15 protein-coding genes are annotated in these 17,001 nt (G+C 60.9%); 1 reads left to right on the top strand and 14 read right to left on the bottom strand.

Translation table 11 applies throughout. The features are described from left to right. Nucleotides 1-88: 88 nt before the first annotated feature. From ACSSVC_RS14480 to truA, 9 genes are all read right to left on the bottom strand, one after another. Entirely contained in the window at nucleotides 89-862 is a 774-nt protein-coding gene (locus ACSSVC_RS14480) for an SDR family oxidoreductase (RefSeq protein WP_346631691.1), read from the bottom strand. Continuing rightward, nucleotides 859-2,070 carry an O-succinylhomoserine sulfhydrylase gene (locus ACSSVC_RS14475; protein WP_346631692.1) on the bottom strand — a complete coding sequence of 404 codons (1,212 nt, stop codon included), beginning with the start codon at nucleotides 2,068-2,070 and terminating at the stop codon, nucleotides 859-861. Before ACSSVC_RS14475 ends, ACSSVC_RS14480 begins: the two co-directional genes overlap by 4 nt. Before the next feature lie 36 nt (nucleotides 2,071-2,106). Then, entirely contained in the window at nucleotides 2,107-3,612 is a 1,506-nt protein-coding gene (gene purF, locus ACSSVC_RS14470; RefSeq protein WP_346631693.1) for an amidophosphoribosyltransferase, read from the bottom strand. Between the two features lie 41 nt (nucleotides 3,613-3,653). Beyond that, entirely contained in the window at nucleotides 3,654-4,211 is a 558-nt protein-coding gene (locus ACSSVC_RS14465; protein ID WP_025130180.1) for a CvpA family protein, read from the bottom strand. Between the two features lie 98 nt (nucleotides 4,212-4,309). After that, on the bottom strand, nucleotides 4,310-4,963 hold the full coding sequence (locus tag ACSSVC_RS14460; RefSeq protein WP_346631694.1) for an SPOR domain-containing protein: 654 nt from the start codon (nucleotides 4,961-4,963) through the stop codon (nucleotides 4,310-4,312). Continuing rightward, nucleotides 4,947-6,254, bottom strand: coding sequence for a bifunctional tetrahydrofolate synthase/dihydrofolate synthase (gene folC / locus ACSSVC_RS14455; protein WP_346631695.1), 1,308 nt, complete (start codon nucleotides 6,252-6,254; stop codon nucleotides 4,947-4,949). Before folC ends, ACSSVC_RS14460 begins: the two co-directional genes overlap by 17 nt. Further along, the gene (gene accD, locus ACSSVC_RS14450; RefSeq protein WP_019094939.1) at nucleotides 6,251-7,171 is read right to left on the bottom strand and encodes an acetyl-CoA carboxylase, carboxyltransferase subunit beta; all 921 of its coding nucleotides are present in this window, start codon (nucleotides 7,169-7,171) and stop codon (nucleotides 6,251-6,253) included. Before accD ends, folC begins: the two co-directional genes overlap by 4 nt. Before the next feature lie 259 nt (nucleotides 7,172-7,430). Continuing rightward, nucleotides 7,431-8,063, bottom strand: coding sequence for a phosphoribosylanthranilate isomerase (locus ACSSVC_RS14445; RefSeq protein ID WP_346631696.1), 633 nt, complete (start codon nucleotides 8,061-8,063; stop codon nucleotides 7,431-7,433). Nucleotides 8,064-8,126: 63 nt separating this feature from the next. Further along, nucleotides 8,127-8,951 carry a tRNA pseudouridine(38-40) synthase TruA gene (gene truA / locus ACSSVC_RS14440; protein ID WP_346632067.1) on the bottom strand — a complete coding sequence of 275 codons (825 nt, stop codon included), beginning with the start codon at nucleotides 8,949-8,951 and terminating at the stop codon, nucleotides 8,127-8,129. A gap of 218 nt (nucleotides 8,952-9,169) precedes the next feature. Here truA and ACSSVC_RS14435 point away from each other — a divergent pair, with 218 nt between their 5' ends. Next, entirely contained in the window at nucleotides 9,170-9,829 is a 660-nt protein-coding gene (locus ACSSVC_RS14435) for a M24 family metallopeptidase (RefSeq protein WP_492612436.1), read from the top strand. A 73-nt stretch (nucleotides 9,830-9,902) separates the two neighbouring features. Here the strand turns inward: ACSSVC_RS14435 and ACSSVC_RS14430 are convergent, their stop codons facing one another. The 5 genes from ACSSVC_RS14430 to ACSSVC_RS14410 form a co-directional block, all read right to left on the bottom strand. Next, the gene (locus tag ACSSVC_RS14430; protein ID WP_492612435.1) at nucleotides 9,903-12,488 is read right to left on the bottom strand and encodes a motility hub landmark protein FimV; all 2,586 of its coding nucleotides are present in this window, start codon (nucleotides 12,486-12,488) and stop codon (nucleotides 9,903-9,905) included. A gap of 205 nt (nucleotides 12,489-12,693) precedes the next feature. Then, complete coding sequence (locus ACSSVC_RS14425; RefSeq protein ID WP_346631699.1) at nucleotides 12,694-13,704, bottom strand: aspartate-semialdehyde dehydrogenase; 1,011 nt, start codon at nucleotides 13,702-13,704, stop codon at nucleotides 12,694-12,696. A gap of 181 nt (nucleotides 13,705-13,885) precedes the next feature. Beyond that, on the bottom strand, nucleotides 13,886-14,998 hold the full coding sequence (gene asd, locus ACSSVC_RS14420; protein ID WP_102863663.1) for an aspartate-semialdehyde dehydrogenase: 1,113 nt from the start codon (nucleotides 14,996-14,998) through the stop codon (nucleotides 13,886-13,888). Between the two features lie 54 nt (nucleotides 14,999-15,052). After that, the gene (leuB, locus tag ACSSVC_RS14415; RefSeq protein WP_102863665.1) at nucleotides 15,053-16,135 is read right to left on the bottom strand and encodes a 3-isopropylmalate dehydrogenase; all 1,083 of its coding nucleotides are present in this window, start codon (nucleotides 16,133-16,135) and stop codon (nucleotides 15,053-15,055) included. A gap of 51 nt (nucleotides 16,136-16,186) precedes the next feature. Continuing rightward, nucleotides 16,187-16,951: a class I SAM-dependent methyltransferase gene (locus ACSSVC_RS14410; protein WP_346631700.1), complete on the bottom strand. Its 765-nt coding sequence runs from the start codon at nucleotides 16,949-16,951 to the stop codon at nucleotides 16,187-16,189. Between the last annotated feature and the right edge of the window lie 50 nt (nucleotides 16,952-17,001).

Genomic DNA, 17,001 nt, shown 5'->3' with positions numbered 1-17,001 from the left:
AAGCTAAGTCAATAGCAGGCTTGAAGTTTTTTTAAAAAAACAGCAGCAAGCGACACGCTGCGAGGCTCAGGCAAAAGCCGAGACCGCATCATCCTTGATAAATCATTTTCTTGGTCATACCACCGTCCACCACGAACTCTTGGCCAGTAACGAATCCCGAGTTGCGCGACAGCAGCCAGGCCACCATCGCCGCCACGTCTTCCACCGTCCCTACCCTGCCCGCTGGGTGCTGGGCATGATCCGCATCAGACAATGGTTCGGCACGTCGCGCTACCGGATCACGAGCATCGATCCAGCCAGGACTCACTGCGTTGACCCGGATTTCCGGCCCCAGGCTGATTGCCAGAGCGTGAGTCAAGGCCAGCAAACCACCCTTGCTCGCCGCATAGGCCTCGCTGTCGGGCTCTGATTGCCGAGCACGGGTAGAAGCCAGATTGACGATAGAACCGCCATGGGCACGCAGATAAGGCGCGCAATGCTTGGCCAGCAGCATGGGCCCGCCAAGATTCACCGCCAGCACCCGATTCCAATAGGCCAGATCCAGGCTTTCCAGGGTAATGTTGTGGGGGTCGGCCACCGCAGCATTGCAGACCAGGGCGTCCAGGCGCCCGAACTGCCCCAGCACCTCAGCCACTCCCTGAGCCACCTGAGTTTCATCAGCCACGTCCATAGTGATGAACCAGGCGCTTTCACCCAGCACCTTGGCCACCTTGGAACCCCGCTCCCGATCCAGGTCGGTCAGCACCACTTGCCAACCTTCACTGATCAGCCAAGCAGCGATCCCCAGGCCAATGCCCCGCGCCGCGCCGGTGACCAGCGCGACACGACCATTGCCGCCTTGAGGCGTGGACAACTCGATCACAAGGCTGCCAGACCGCGAGCCAGGTCGGCCTGCAGGTCAGCCACATCCTCCAGCCCCACCGCAATGCGGATCAGACTGTCACGAATACCGGCAGCCTCGCGTTCCTGAGGCGCGAGACGCCCATGGGAAGTGGTACTCGGATGGGTAATCGTGGTTTTGCTGTCGCCCAGGTTGGCAGTGATCGAAATCAGCCGAGTCGCATCGATAAAGCGCCAGGCGCCCTCTTTACCACCCTTGACCTCAAAGCTCACCACCGCACCGAAGCCACGCTGCTGACGCTTGGCCAGTTCGTGCTGCGGATGACTGGCAAGACCTGCGTAGTGCACCTTCTCGACACCGTCCTGCTGCTCCAGCCATTGCGCCAGGGCCAGGGCATTGGAGCAGTGGGCACGCATCCGCAGGCTCAGCGTTTCCAGGCCCTTGAGGAAAACCCACGCATTGAACGGACTCAGGGTCGGCCCTGCAGTACGCAGGAAACCCACCACCTCTTTCATCTGTTCGCTGCGGCCAGCCACCACACCGCCCATGCAACGGCCCTGACCGTCAATGAACTTGGTCGCCGAATGCACCACCACGTCCGCGCCAAGCTTCAGCGGCTGCTGCAACGCAGGGGTACAGAAACAGTTGTCGACCACCAGCATCGCGCCCTTTGCATGAGCTATCTCGGCCAGCGCAGCGATATCCACCAACTCGGCCAGGGGATTGGATGGCGACTCGACAAACAGCAGTTTGGTGTTGCTCTTGATTGCCGCATCCCAACCGGACAGGTCCGCCAGGGGAACGTAATCAACCTCAACACCAAAACGCTTGAAGTACTTCTCGAACAAGCTGATGGTCGAGCCGAATACACTGCGCGACACCAGCACATGATCCCCAGCACTGCAAAGGCTCATGACCACCGAAAGAATGGCCGCCATGCCGGTGGCCGTGGCGACTGCCTGTTCCGCCCCCTCCAACGCTGCGATTCGCTCTTCGAACGAGCGCACCGTGGGGTTGGTGTAGCGCGAGTAGACGTTACCGGGGACCTCGCCAGCGAATCGCGCAGCCGCATCGGCGGCTGTACGGAACACATAACTGGAGGTGAAGAACATCGGATCACCGTGCTCGCCTTCCGGCGAGCGGTGTTGGCCGGCGCGCACCGCCAGGGTATCGAACGCTACGCCTTCAAGGTCGCTATCCAGCCGACCGGCATCCCAATCCTGACTCATGCCGCCTACTCCTAATGTCTTCTTAAATGCTCTGGATCAGTTGTTGTACAGATCGATGATGGCGCTGACCGCCTGGGTCTTGGCCTTGGACGCATCATTACGAGCGCTCTCGATCTTGTTCAGATAGGCCTCATCCACATCGCCAGTGACGTACTTGCCATCGAACACGGCGCAATCGAAGCTCTCGATCTTGATCTTGCCGCCACCGACCGCTTCGATCAGGTCCGGCAGGTCCTGATAGATGAGCCAGTCGGCACCAATCAGGTCAGCCACATCCTGGGTCGAACGATTATGGGCAATCAGTTCGTGAGCGCTTGGCATGTCGATGCCATACACGTTCGGGTAGCGCACAGCCGGGGCCGCCGAGCAGAAGTAGACGTTTTTCGCACCAGCTTCACGGGCCATCTGGATGATCTGCTTGCAGGTGGTGCCACGAACGATGGAGTCGTCCACCAGCATCACGTTCTTGCCACGGAACTCCAGCTCAATTGCATTGAGCTTCTGGCGCACGGATTTCTTCCGCGCAGCCTGGCCCGGCATGATGAAGGTACGACCGATGTAGCGGTTCTTCACGAAGCCTTCGCGGAACTTGACCCCCAAGTGGTTGGCCAGTTCCAGCGCCGCGGTGCGGCTGGTGTCCGGAATAGGGATCACCACGTCGATATCGTGCTCTGGACGCTCGCGCAGAATCTTCTCGGCCAGCTTCTCACCCATACGCAGGCGCGCCTTGTACACCGAGACACCATCGATGATCGAGTCGGGGCGAGCCAGATAAACGTGCTCGAAGATGCACGGAGTGAGCTTTGGATTGGTCGCGCACTGGCGGGTGTAGAGCTTGCCCTCTTCAGTGATGTAGACCGCCTCGCCGGGCGCCAGGTCGCGGATCAGGGTGAAACCCAGCACATCCAGGGAAACGCTTTCCGAGGCAATCATGTACTCCACGCCTTCGTCGGTATGACGCTGGCCGAAGACGATCGGACGGATACCATGGGGATCACGGAAACCGACAATGCCGTAACCGGTGATCATCGCTACCACTGCGTAGCCACCGACGCAGCGGTTGTGCACGTCAGTCACCGCGGCGAACACGTCTTCTTCAGTAGGCTGCAGCTTGCCGCGCTGGGCCAGCTCGTGAGCGAACACGTTGAGCAACACCTCGGAGTCGGAGTTGGTGTTGACGTGGCGCAGGTCGGACTCGTAGATCTCCTTGGCCAACTGCTCGACGTTGGTCAGGTTGCCGTTGTGCGCCAGGGTGATGCCGTACGGCGAGTTGACGTAGAACGGCTGAGCCTCGGCCGAAGTCGAGCTGCCCGCAGTCGGGTAACGCACATGGCCAATACCCATGTGACCGACCAGACGCTGCATGTGCCGCTGCTGGAACACATCACGAACCAGGCCATTGTCCTTGCGCAGGAATAACCGGCCTTCATGACTGGTCACGATACCGGCAGCGTCCTGGCCGCGGTGCTGGAGGACGGTTAGCGCGTCATACAGCGCCTGATTGACGTTCGACTTACCGACGATACCGACGATGCCACACATGCGACGCAACCCCTACTTAATGAAACTGAACTGAACACATCTTACTGAGGCGTTTTGGCCGGTAAGAGGTGCTCCTTGAACGGTATATCAGCGGGTACGCTGATACCGCTGGCCAGCCACTGACTGCTCCACCCCAGAATGAGGTTCTTGGACCAGTCTGCAACCAATAGAAATTGTGGCACCAGTCGCGACTGTTGCCACCAGGAATCCTGCTGAACCGGCCCCAGGCTCAAGAGCCCGACTGCCACGACCACCAGCAACGCGCCACGCGCCGCGCCGAAGGCCATGCCGAGAAATCGATCGGTCCCGGAGAGGCCGGTGACGCGAATCAATTCGCCGATGAGATAGTTGACCATTGCCCCCACCAGCAAGGTGGCGACAAACATGATTGCGCAGCCCGCGATCACGCGAGCCGAAGGAGTTTCGATATAACCGCCGAGGTACTCGGACAGTGAGCCACCAAACATCCAGGCAACGACTCCTGCGATGATCCAGGTAAGCAACGACAAGGCTTCTTTGACGAAACCGCGGCTCAAACTGATCAAAGCGGAGATGGCGATTATTGCAACGATCGCCCAGTCAACCCAGGTAAATGGCACAGTGCAGCCTACAGACGGATAAGGCGGCGCATTTTAACAGAGCGCTTGGCTGTCGGTAAGCTGCGATTCACTGTGCTTTTGAAATCAACCAGATAGCCTCAGCCACGCTCCGGCTGAAAGCGCACCACAAACCCCTTGAGGTTGTGCTGACGACCCAACAGGTCACGCAGACGGTCGGCCTCGGCACGCTCGATCAACGGCCCGACAAATACCCGATTCTTACCTTCAGCGGAACGGATATAAGCGTTATAGCCTTGGCTGCGCAGGGTTTTCTGCAGGTTTTCCGCACTTTCACGGCTCGACAGGCTGGCCAACTGCACCGACCAACTGATGGACAGACCATTGGCATCGACCCGACTCTGACTGGTATCAGGCTTGGTAGCGACAATCGGCTGGGCCGGGGCCGGGGCCGGCACAGGAGCAGGCTTTGGCGCAGGCTTGCTAGCCACTACAGGTGCCGGTGCAACCGCTGGCGTACTCGGAGCAATCGGCATCGACGGTGCAACCTGCTGGACCACGGGCTCCTCGACAGGAACCGACTCCTGAGGCAACACCTGGGGCTCAGGCACAACCACCGGTTCAACCTGAACCTGAGGCATGGCCGAGGCCTGTGGCGCTGGCGGCGCCTCAACCGTTACGTGGCGCTGCTCATCCTCTCGCGAGAACAGCATCGGCAGAAAGATCACCGCCAAAGCCACCAACACCAGCGCTCCAACCATTCGCTGCTTGTAGACCTTATCCAGCATTGCCATGTGCAGCTTCCTCCGTGGAGCGCCGGGCGAGCCACTCAAGCGCCTCGGCAACACAATAAAAAGATCCGAACAGCAGAATTTCGTCATCTGCGGTCGCTTGTGCACATTGCGCATCCAACGCCGCAGCGACACTGGCATAAGACGCTACCGAAGCACCAAGGTTCTCCAAGGCGGCCTGCAGATCTTCCACTGGACGCGCCCGAGGCGAATCCAGGGGGGCTACCGCCCAGTGCTGGACCGAGGACTGCAAACTGCCGACCACCCCTGACAGATCCTTGTCCGCCAGCAGGCCAAAGACCGCCAAGCGCTTGCCTGCTACGGGTCGACGCGCCAGGCGCTCAGCCAGATACTGCGCGGCATGGGGATTGTGCCCCACATCCAGCAGCAGGTTCAGACGCTTGCCCTGCCATTCGATCTGCCGACGATCCAGACGACCGGTCACCCGTGTCATCTGCAGAGCGGCACCGATCAGCTCAGGCTGCCAGGGCAACCCGGTAAGCAGGTAGGCCTGCAAGGCCAATGCCGCGTTTTCCATGGGCAGATCGAGCAGCGGCAGATCCCGCAGCTCGACCTGATTGCCCCCGGCATCCAGACCGCGCCATTGCCAATATTCTTCGGTGAGCCCAAGGTCGAAATCTCGCCCCCGAAGGAAAAGCGGACAACCCAGCTCCCGCGCCTTGTCCAGCAATGGCTGCGGCGGATTCAGGTCACCACACAACGCCGGCGCGCCGGCACGGAAGATTCCAGCCTTCTCGAAAGCCACGGACTCCCGGGAATCTCCCAGGTACTCGATGTGATCGACACCAATGCTGGTGACCAATGCCAGGTCGGCATCCACCAGATTGACCGCATCCAGACGCCCACCCAGCCCCACTTCCAGGACGACTGCATCCAGGGCCGCACGCTGGAACAGCCAGAACGCCGCCAGGGTGCCCATCTCGAAATAGGTCAGGGAGACACCACCACGCCCCGCCTCCACCGCAGCGAAGGCCTCGCACAGTTGCTGATCAGTGGCCTCAAGACCGTTGATCTGCACCCGTTCGTTGTAACGCAGCAGATGCGGCGAGCTGTAGACCCCTACCTGCAGGCCCTGGGCCCGCAACAGGGAAGCGACAAAGGCACAGGTAGATCCCTTGCCGTTGGTACCGGTGACCGTGATCACCCGAGGCGCCGGCTTGCCCAGCCCCATCCGGGCCACTACCTGCTGCGAGCGCTCCAATCCCATATCGATGGCCGAAGGATGCAACTGCTCAAGGTAGGCGAGCCAATCGCCCAGGGTACGCTGGGTCATAGGTTTGCTGGAGCCGGCGGAACCACGATCGGCTCAACGGGAGCAGCCACGAACTCCGGCGTCGGCAGCCCCATCAGCTGGGCCAGCAGGTTACCCAGACGTGGACGCAACTCCTGACGGGAGATGATCATGTCGATGGCACCGTGCTCCAGGAGGAACTCACTGCGCTGGAAACCTTCCGGCAGTTTTTCCCGCACAGTCTGCTCGATCACTCGCGGACCAGCGAAGCCCACCAGAGCTTTAGGCTCAGCGACGATCACATCACCCAACATCGCCAGACTGGCGGAAACACCACCGTAGACCGGATCGGTCAGCACGGAGATGAATGGAATGCCTTCTTCACGCAGACGCGCCAGCACGGCGGAGGTCTTGGCCATCTGCATCAGGGAGATCAGTGCCTCCTGCATCCGCGCACCACCGGAGGCGGAGAAGCAGATCATTGGGCAGCGATTTTCCAGGGCGTAGTTGGCCGCGCGGACGAAACGCTCGCCAACGATGGCGCCCATGGACCCGCCCATGAAGGAGAACTCAAAGGCCGAAACCACGACCGGCATGCCCAGCAGGGTGCCACTCATGGAAATCAGAGCGTCCTTCTCGCCCGTCTGCTTCTGCGCCGCTGTCAGGCGGTCCTTGTACTTCTTGCCGTCACGGAACTTCAGACGGTCAACCGGCTCCAGGTCAGCGCCCAGTTCGGCACGGCCTTCGGCGTCGAGGAAGATGTCGATACGGGCGCGAGCACCGATGCGCATGTGGTGATTGCACTTGGGGCAAACATCCAGGGTCTTTTCCAGCTCCGGCCGATAAAGCACCGCCTCGCAGGACGGGCACTTATGCCAAAGACCTTCAGGCACCGAGCTTTTCTTCACCTCGGAACGCATGATCGAAGGGATCAGTTTGTCTACTAACCAGTTGCTCATGCTTTCTTTCTCCAGTACCGGCGGCCCGAACGCTCTGGTTCGCAACCCCGCGTATGCCCTTGAGCTAAATTCATGTGTGCGGCGATGATCACTTCGCTACCGCGGTCAGCACCGGGCTCGACCTGCCTGCAACGAAATGCTCCTCAGCCATCTCGACAACCCGCGATAGAGCGGTTGCCACTCGATTCCGACCCCGCCTGAAGGCGGCGCCTGCCTGTTTTGTACAGTGGTGTTATGGACGGCGGCAGACTGCCAGCCGTCACATCGACTCGTTGCTGCGACGCACTGCCTGCATAAATGCCTGAATCTTTGCCGAATCCTTGATGCCCTTGCTCTGTTCCACACCGCCACTGACATCCACCGCATAGGGACGAACCCGAGCGATGGCCTCGGCGACGTTCTGCGCTGACAGCCCACCGGCCAGAATGATCGGCTTGCTCAGCCCCTGAGGAACCAGGGACCAGTCAAAAGCCTCGCCAGTTCCCCCCGGCACCCCCTCGACATAGGTATCCAGCAGAATCCCGCTGGCACGCGGATAAGCCTGGCAGACCGCGGCAATGTCATCCCCGGCTTTGACTCGCAGCGCCTTGATATAGGGACGGTGATAACCCTCGCAATCCGCCGCCGACTCATCGCCGTGAAACTGCAGCAGGTCCAGCGGCACAGCATCGAGGATTTCCCCCAACTCGCAGCGACTGGCGTTGACGAACAGCCCGACCGTGGTCACGAACGGCGGCAAGGCGGCGATGATCGCCCGCGCTTGCTGCACACTGACCGCCCGCGGACTCTTGGCATAGAACACCAGACCGATGGCATCGGCCCCCGCCGCCACCGCTGCCAACGCATCTTCTATGCGGGTAATCCCGCAAATCTTGCTGCGAACAGCTGACATGTCGTTTGAACCTCGGGGGCAAATTCGGAAAGTTCCGGATGGTAGCAAATGCTTTTCCGGGCGTCAGCCGTCAAGTTCAGACCAACCGGTGAGGAAATGTGGCCCGATGTATCGCTCCGGCAACTGGAACTCATCCTTGTATTCCACCTGCACCAGATACAGGCCGAAAGGATGGGCGGTGACCCCACCCGTGCGGCGAATCCGGCTCTCCAGCACTTCCCGCGCCCACTCAACCGGCCGTTCGCCCGCACCGATGGTCATCAAGACCCCGGCAATATTGCGCACCATGTGATGCAGGAACGCACTGGCGCGAATATCCAGGACAATCATCTTGCCGTGCCGGGTGACCCGCAGGTGGTGAATCTCCTTGATTGGTGACTTGGCCTGACACTGGCCGGCCCTGAACGCACTGAAATCATGGGTGCCCACCAGAAACGCGGCAGCCTGAGCCATCCGTTCGATATCCAGCGGCCGGTGATTCCAAGTGACCTCCTCATTGAGATGGGCCGGACGGATCTGATCGTTGTAGATCACATAGCGATAGCGCCGGGCGATGGCCTTGAACCGAGCATGAAAATGCGCCGGCATCTCCTGGGCCCAACTGACACTGATGTCGTGAGGCAGGTTGATATTGGCCCCCATGACCCAAGCCTTCATCGAACGCACGGCCTGAGTATCGAAATGCACCACCTGACCACAGGCATGCACGCCGGCATCGGTACGCCCCGCACAGGCCACCACCACGGGAGAGTCCGCGACCCTGGACAAGGCCTTCTCCAGGGTTTCCTGGACGCTGGGCACACCAGAAGCCTGACGCTGCCAACCGCGATAGCGCGAACCTTTGTATTCAACACCCAGAGCGATGCGGGAAAAGCCTGCGGCCGCCATTTCGGCAGCCGGGTTATCTATATTTGCCAAGAACTTACAGCCTGCTGATATGCGCAAAGGCGCTCATTATAAGGCTGCTGGGGGCAGACGCCATGCGCTGCCGCGGTTTAGTTGCAGATTGATTCCCATCGACAACGATTGCATCAACCCTCAGGTCGCCGCTATATAGCAATCTACATAACGATAGAGAACCCAACACCCTGACCGAGAGCCGATGAATGATCGCAATCAACAAAGAAGCCGTAGGCCTGGCCTACAGCCTGGAAGGCATGCTCCACGCCAAGCGCATGACCTGGGAGGCCATTGCGCAAATAGCCCGACGGATCAAGCCCGGCATGCACGAATCCGCCGCCAGGGAGATGGGCCTCGAAGTACTGCAGGACTTGGGCATGGACCGTATATGGCACCCACTGCTGATTCGTTTTGGCGCCAACACCCTGAAGACCTTCAAGCAACGCTCCGACGGCGATCCTCAACTGGAGGAAAACGACCTGTTCTTCATTGACCTCGGAGTCGTCTGGGATCGCCACGAAGGCGATTGCGGAGCGACTTTCGTCGTAGGTCGCGACGAGGAAATGCACGCCTGCGCCGCTGCCGCCAAGAGCCTGTTCGATCAGGTGCACGATCACTGGAAAACCCATCGAGTGGCCGGCCCCGAGCTGTACCGCTACGCCGAAGAGCAGGCCCGCGCAGTGGGCTGGGTGCTCAATCTGGAGATCAAGGGACATCGGGTCAGCGACTTCCCCCACGCGATCTATCGCGCCGGAGACTTGGGGGACTTCTCCGACTGTCCACAAGTGGGCCTGTGGATCCTGGAAATCCAGATCGCCCACCCTACCCGCCCCTTTGGCGCCTTTTACGAAGACCTGCTGGTCTGAATGACCGCCAAAAGTGCCACAAACAAAAACGGCAGCCTTATCGGCTGCCGTTCTGCTCAAGCATCGGGCCGCTTCAGGCCAGTCGTGCGAGCATTTCCTGCGCTTCGCTCTTCTGCCCTTCGCTACCCTCGCTGAGCACTTCGCCCAGGATGTCCCGCGCGCCGTCGTTGTCACCCATATCGATATAGGCCTGGGCCAGGTCCAGCTTGGTGGCCACTTCATCGCTGCCGGAAAGGAAGTCGAAATCCGCCTCCTCAGGTGCCGCCGCAGCATCTTCAGCCGTGAAGCTTGGCGTTTCCGGCTCCGGCTGATCCAGGCTCTGGGCCAGACGATCCAGCTCGGCGTTGACATCATCCAGCTCGGAGGCAAAGGCGTCCTTGGGCTCCGCCGCCGCATCCATCTCATCAGCCAGGGACAAATCGAAATCTGCCGACAGATCCAGATCATCCAGGGTCGACTCGGTGACGGTAGGCACATCGCCGGCCGGCAGATCCTTGAGATCGTCTTCCAGACTCAACAGGAAGTCGTCATCACTCTGGGTCGCCGTCGGCAGGTCCGCTCCGAGATCCAGGTCGAAATCCCCCAGATCATCCAGGCTTTCCTGGGCCGCAGTCTGCTGCTCAAGAACCGAGCCGAAGCTCAGGTCGTCGTCCAGAGGGAACTCCTCCAGCTCAACCTCAGGTTCGGCCGCCACCACCGCTGGCGAGGCAGCCTCCAGGTCATCCAGACTCAGATCGAAATCCGCATCCAGGCCTTCCACAGGCGCTGCAGGCTCAGCGGGCTGAGGTTCATCCAGCAGCAGCTCTTTAACGTACTGGGCATCCAGCTCCGCAGCCGCTGCCGCCGCAGCCAGACCCGCTGTCGCCGCCACCGCCACCATCGCCGGGAAACGACTCTTGAGCTGTTCGACCTGAGCGTGGTTATCGCCATTGGCTACCAGCTGCCGCTCCTGAGCGACAAAGGCGCTGCGATCACCCTGATGCGCATAGACCTCCATCAGCTTGAGGCGCAGATCACTGCGCTGCGGCTCGAGCTTGACTGCCTCTTCAAGAATGGCCGCTGCCTGGTTCAGGCGGCCTCCGTCGATATGGTTCTGCGCCTGCCCCAGCACATCGGTGGCTCGCTCAACCGGCGCCGCCGGAACTGGCGTCACCAACGGAGCCGGTTCTGGAGCTGGAGCTGGAGCTGGAGCTGGAGCGAGCTTGACGCTTGGCGGAGGGACTTCAAGACCTTCGAAGCTACCTTCAGGAAGGTCCAGCTCCTCGGCGAAATCGCTATTTTCCTCGGACAACGCCCGAGCCATGCGCAGATGCTTTTCCGCTTCTTGCTGAGCCTTGCGACGACGTGCCAGCAACAGCAACAGCAGCAACACAGCCACTATCGCACCGCCGCCGACCAGCCCGAGGAGGATTGGATTGGTCAGCAGATCACCATATTTATCTTCGTCAGCCTGGGCCGCTGGCACATCCGGAGCCGGACTGGCAGCCGGCTCACTGACCGGGACCGCCGGAACCACTGGCGTCGCCGCAGGAACCTCAGGCTTGGCCACCAGCTCAGCAGGCATCGCCGGCGCTGACGGAGCGACAGGGGCCGCGCCTTCAGCCTGCAGTTTGGCCAACTGGTTGTTCTTCAATTCGATCAGGCGCTGCAACTTGTCCAGTTGGCTCTGCAGATCCGCCATGCGCTCTTTGAGTTCGGCATTGTCGCGGCGGGTTGCGTCCAGGCTTTCCTGAGTCACCGCCAGCTTGTTGTTCAGGGCCTTGCTGTCACCCGCGGCGCCCTTGCCGCGAGCCTTGCCGTTCTCCGCAGAAACCAGGCTCAGGTTGTCCTTGGTGTTGACCTGCTTGGGCGCCTTGTCGGCCCCTGCACGACGAGTCGCATCCACCTGTTGCTGGCCTCGGGCACCGGCGCGACGCCCCTGACGCCAGGCGGCATTCTGCGCGGCAACTTCGGCAATGGCCTTGGGCTGCGGCAACGCGGTGCTCTGCACCACGTCAGGCAGGCGCAGAACCCTGCCGGTCTTCAACCGGTTGATGTTGCCATCGATGAAGGCATCCGGGTTCAAGGCCTGGATTGCCAGCATGGTCTGCTGAATCGATGCGCCATTGCGATTCCTGGCAGCGATCTCCCACAGCGTGTCACGGGCCGAAGTGGTGTACTGCGCAGGTTTACTGGCCTTGTTGGCGCGAGTGACCGGGGCATTCACCGCCGGGCCACTGACCGGCGCAGCCTGGGCAGCAGCAGCGGCTTGCGGGGAAAACTTCGACGGGTCCAGCAGCACGCTGTAATCACGCAGCAGACGACCGTTGGGCCACATCACCTGCACCAGGAACTTGACCATCGGCTCAGACAACGGCTGGCTCGAGGTCACCCGCAGCACACTCTTGCCGCCAGGATTGAGAACTGGAGTAAAACTCAGGTCATTGAGGAAGGCCTGGCGATCAACACCGGCCTTGGCGAACTCTTCTGCCGGGGCCAGGCTGGGCACCACTTCCGCAGCAGTAAGGTCCTTGATATCGAGCAATTCGATTTCTGCTACCAGAGGCTGGTTCAGACTCGACTTCAGGGTCAGCTCCCCGAGCCCAAGCGCCTGCGCCATACCGGAGGACAGCGCCGAGGCGGCCGCTATTGCTAACACCAGTTTGCGAACTTGAACCATAGCCTCATCCTTTGTTTGAACATTCCTCGGCCAGCGAGAAGGTTTTGTAGCGGCTGCCATAAGGCACTGCGCGGGATCATGAACGACCGCCACGCGGGATTATTTACTGCATGCCCCGGGAGCACCTGACGGCCACTCACCTCCAGCAACTTGCCAAGCATAGCGCCCAGCTAGATTCATTCTGCAAATTGTTGCCAAGTATCTTTTACAGCAGGTCTTTTATCAACAATTCAGCCAGCTGCACAGCGTTCAAGGCCGCACCTTTACGGACGTTGTCCGAGGTCAGCCACAGATTCAATTCCGCCGGATCATCGACACCACCACGAACCCGCCCCACATAGACTACGTCCTGGCCCACGGCGTCACCCACGGCAGTGGGATAATCACCGGCGTCTACCAGTTCCAGGCCGGGAGCCGACTCCAATGCCGCATTCACCGCGGCCAGGTCGACGTCGGCACCTGACTGCAAAGTCACGCTATAGCTATCGCCAAAAAACACCGGCGCTTGAATGCAAGTGACAGAAATCTTTAATAAAGGCTGCCCCAGCACTTCCCGCAACTCTCTCACCAGACGCTTTTCCAACAGGGTGTGTCCCTGGGCATCCGGCGTACCGACCTGAGCCAGCAGATTGAAGGCTACTTGGCGGTCGAAGAAACGCGGCTCCAACGGACGTACATTGAGCAGTTCGGCAGTTTGCCGAGCCAGCTCGCTGACGGCCTCACGTCCCTGGCTGGAAATCGCCAGGCTGGCAGTCAGGTTAACCCGCTGGATATCCAGCAAGTCCTTTAACGGCGCCAGCGCCACTGCCAGCGCCGTGGCCGACGCGCTGGGGCTGCTCAGTTGCACGGGCTTCTTCAGGCCGACCAGTACCCGGGCATTGGCCTCAGGCACCACATTGGGCGCCTGGGCCGACGGCAAGGCACCGGAGAGATCGATCACTGCACAATTGGCCGCTGTGGCACGGGGAGCGAAGCTCAGGGTCACCGCCGGGCCCGCGGCGAAAAACGCCAGCTGGACCTTGCTGAAGTCGAACTCGTCGACTTCCCGCACACGGACGTTCTTGCCGCGAAACGGCACCGAGTGACCGGCCGACTCGCTGCTGGCCAGCAGGTGCAGGTTAGCAACGGGAAAATCACGTTCTTCGAGAATCTGCACCAGGGTTTCGCCAACCGTGCCGGTGGCGCCGATCACGGCAATATCAAAGGACGGGGTCATGGTGCTACCTCAGGCGGAACGGGGGGAGCGGCACTTTACCCGGCACGGGGTGACGAGGCAATTCGCAGGGGGGAAGTCGTGGTTGGGCGGCAGCATTCTTCGCGGGCAAGCCGGCACCTGCATGGGCATGAAAAAGCCCGCGCCTTGTGCAAGGGACGGGCCTTTTCAAACGTTCAGAGAATCAACGTTCCAGCAAGATCCGCAGCATGCGGCGCAGCGGTTCGGCTGCACCCCACAACAACTGGTCGCCCACGGTGAAGGCACCAAGGAACTGCGAGCCCATGTTCAGCTTGCGCAGACGGCCAACCGGGATGTTCAGGGTGCCGGTGACCTTGGTCGGACTCAGCTCCTGCATGCTGATGTCGCGCTGGTTCGGCACCAGTTTGACCCAGGGGTTGTGCTGGCTGATCAGCCCTTCGATATCGGCGATCGGCACATCCTTGTTGAGCTTGATGGTCAGCGCCTGACTGTGGCAGCGCATGGCGCCGATACGCACGCAAATGCCATCCACCGGGATCGGGCTCTTGAAGCGACCGAGTATCTTGTTGGTTTCGGCCTGAGCCTTCCACTCTTCACGGCTCTGGCCGTTAGGCAGTTCCTTGTCGATCCACGGGATCAGGCTGCCGGCCAGCGGCACCCCGAAGTTCTCGGTCGGATAGGCATCGCTGCGCATGGCTTCGGCCACTTTGCGGTCGATGTCGAGGATGGCGCTGGCCGGGTTGGCCAGGTCATCAGCGACGGCCGCGTGGGTCGCGCCCATTTGCTTGATCAGCTCACGCATGTTCTGCGCGCCGGCGCCGGAGGCCGCCTGGTAGGTCATGGCGCTCATCCACTCCACCAGACCGGCTTCGAACAGGCCGCCCAGGCCCATCAGCATCAGGCTGACGGTGCAGTTGCCACCGATGTAGTTCTTGGTCCCGGCATCCAGTTGCTGGTCGATGACCTTGCGGTTCACCGGGTCAAGGATGATCACCGCATCATCCTGCATGCGCAGGCTGGAAGCGGCGTCGATCCAGTAACCCTGCCAGCCAGCTTCACGCAGCTTGGGGAAGACTTCGCTGGTGTAGTCGCCACCCTGGCAGGTCAGAATCACGTCGAGGGTTTTCAACTCTTCAATGTTGTAGGCGTCCTTCAGCGGAGCAATGTCCTTGCCCACCGACGGCCCCTGGCCACCGACATTGGAAGTGGTGAAAAACACCGGTTCAATAAGATCGAAGTCCTGCTCTTCAAGCATCCGCTGCATGAGCACGGAACCGACCATACCGCGCCAACCGATCAGACCTACACGTTTCATCGCAACTACACCTATACAAAAGTGGGCCACCGTCTGTGCGGTGGGCCCGAAAGATTACAGATTCCGCAGCGCGGCGACTACTGCATCGCCCATTTCCTGCGTACCGACTTTGGTGCAACCGGCCGACCAGATGTCACCGGTGCGCAAACCTTGATCCAGCACCCGGCTCACCGCCTGCTCGATGGCATCCGCCGCGTCGTTCAGGTTGAAGCTGTAACGCAGCATCATCGACACCGAGAGGATGGTCGCCAGCGGGTTGGCAACACCCTGGCCGGCGATGTCCGGCGCCGAACCGTGGCAAGGCTCGTACATGCCCTTGTTGTTGGCATCCAGGGAAGCCGACGGCAGCATGCCGATGGAACCGGTGAGCATCGAAGCCTCATCGGAGAGGATGTCGCCGAACATGTTGTCGGTGACGATCACGTCGAACTGTTTGGGGGCGCGCACCAACTGCATGGCAGCGTTGTCGACATACATGTGGCTCAATTCGACATCCGGGTAGTCCAGGGCCACCTGCTCCACCACTTCGCGCCACAGCTGGCTGGAAGCCAGGACGTTGGCCTTGTCCACCGAGCAGAGCTTCTTGCCACGTACCCGTGCCATGTCAAAGCCGACCCGGGCGATACGGCGGATTTCACTCTCGCTGTACGGCAAGGTGTCGTAGGACTGACGCTCGCCATTTTCCAGCTCACGGGTGCCGCGAGGCGCGCCGAAGTAGATGCCGCCGGTCAACTCGCGAACGATGAGGATATCCAGGCCCGAGACAATTTCCGGCTTCAGGCTCGAGGCATCGGCCAGTTGCGGATAGAGGATCGCCGGGCGCAGGTTGCCAAACAGGCCCAGCTGCGCACGAATCTTCAGCAAGCCGCGCTCAGGACGGGTGTCACGCTCGATCTTGTCCCACTTGGGTCCACCCACCGCACCCAGCAGCACGGCATCGGCGGCACGAGCACGATCCAGGGTCTCATCGGCCAGGGGCACACCGTGCTTGTCGATGGCAGCGCCACCGATGACGTCGTGACTCAGCTCGAAGCCCAGGCTGTACTTGTCATTGGCCAATTCCAGCACCTTGACCGCCTCGGCCATGATTTCCGGACCAATACCGTCACCTGGAAGAATCAGAATCTGCTTGCTCATGCGTTCCTCATTTGCTCTGTCGGCCCGCCCGCAGGCGCACCCGGAAAAGTTCTATCGCTCGGCCCACAGCACCAGTACATCTGTACTGAACGAACCATCGGCCTCAATCTCAAAATATTCGCGCACTTCATTGCCCATCGCCTGCTGCAGCTCGCGAATCGCCACCCGCAGCACCTCTGGCGTGCGCATGCGCTCGACCCAGGAGTTGTACTCCAGACGCAGGCGCTGACGAGCGGTACTGCGGGTATGCAGCCCCGCCTCGCTGACCTGGCGCAACCACTCCCCTGCCGAATAGTCACGGACATGACTGGTATCACGCAGCACTTCGACGCTTTGCAGGTAAGTGTCCAGCAGTGGACTGCCCGGCGACAAGACATCAATGAACGCCGCCACGCCACCGGGCTTCAGCACCCGGCGCACCTCTCTCAGGGCCAGGCCCAAATCGCTCCAATGGTGAGCCGAGTAACGACTGAAGACGAAATCGAACTCGCCGTCGGCGAACGGCAAGCGCTCGGCTGCACCTTTAACGGTGCGGACGTTGTGCAGATTACGCTCCTGCGCGGCTGCCGACACTACATCCAGCATCTGCTGGGAGAGGTCGTAGGCCACCACTTCCTTGACCAGCGGCGCAACGTGGAAGCTGACATGACCGGCGCCGCAGCCCAGGTCCAGGACTCGGGCATGGCCCTGGCCCGCCACTTCGGCTTGTAGCAGCGCGAATTCGGCGCCTTGAGCGTGTACGGCACTGCTCAGGTAGGCCGAGGCCTGCTCACCGAACTGCTTCTGTACCACCTGGCTATGGGCGTTGCTGGTCATGCTGTGGTCCTTTTGATCTGGGGGAACAGCGTTCGCTGGCAAGCCTGCTC

It is taken from the genome of Pseudomonas sp. E1BtOHC1 (assembly GCF_058744285.1).
Note: the sequence above shows the minus strand (reverse complement) of the source record. Positions and strands in the feature narration are given on the sequence as shown.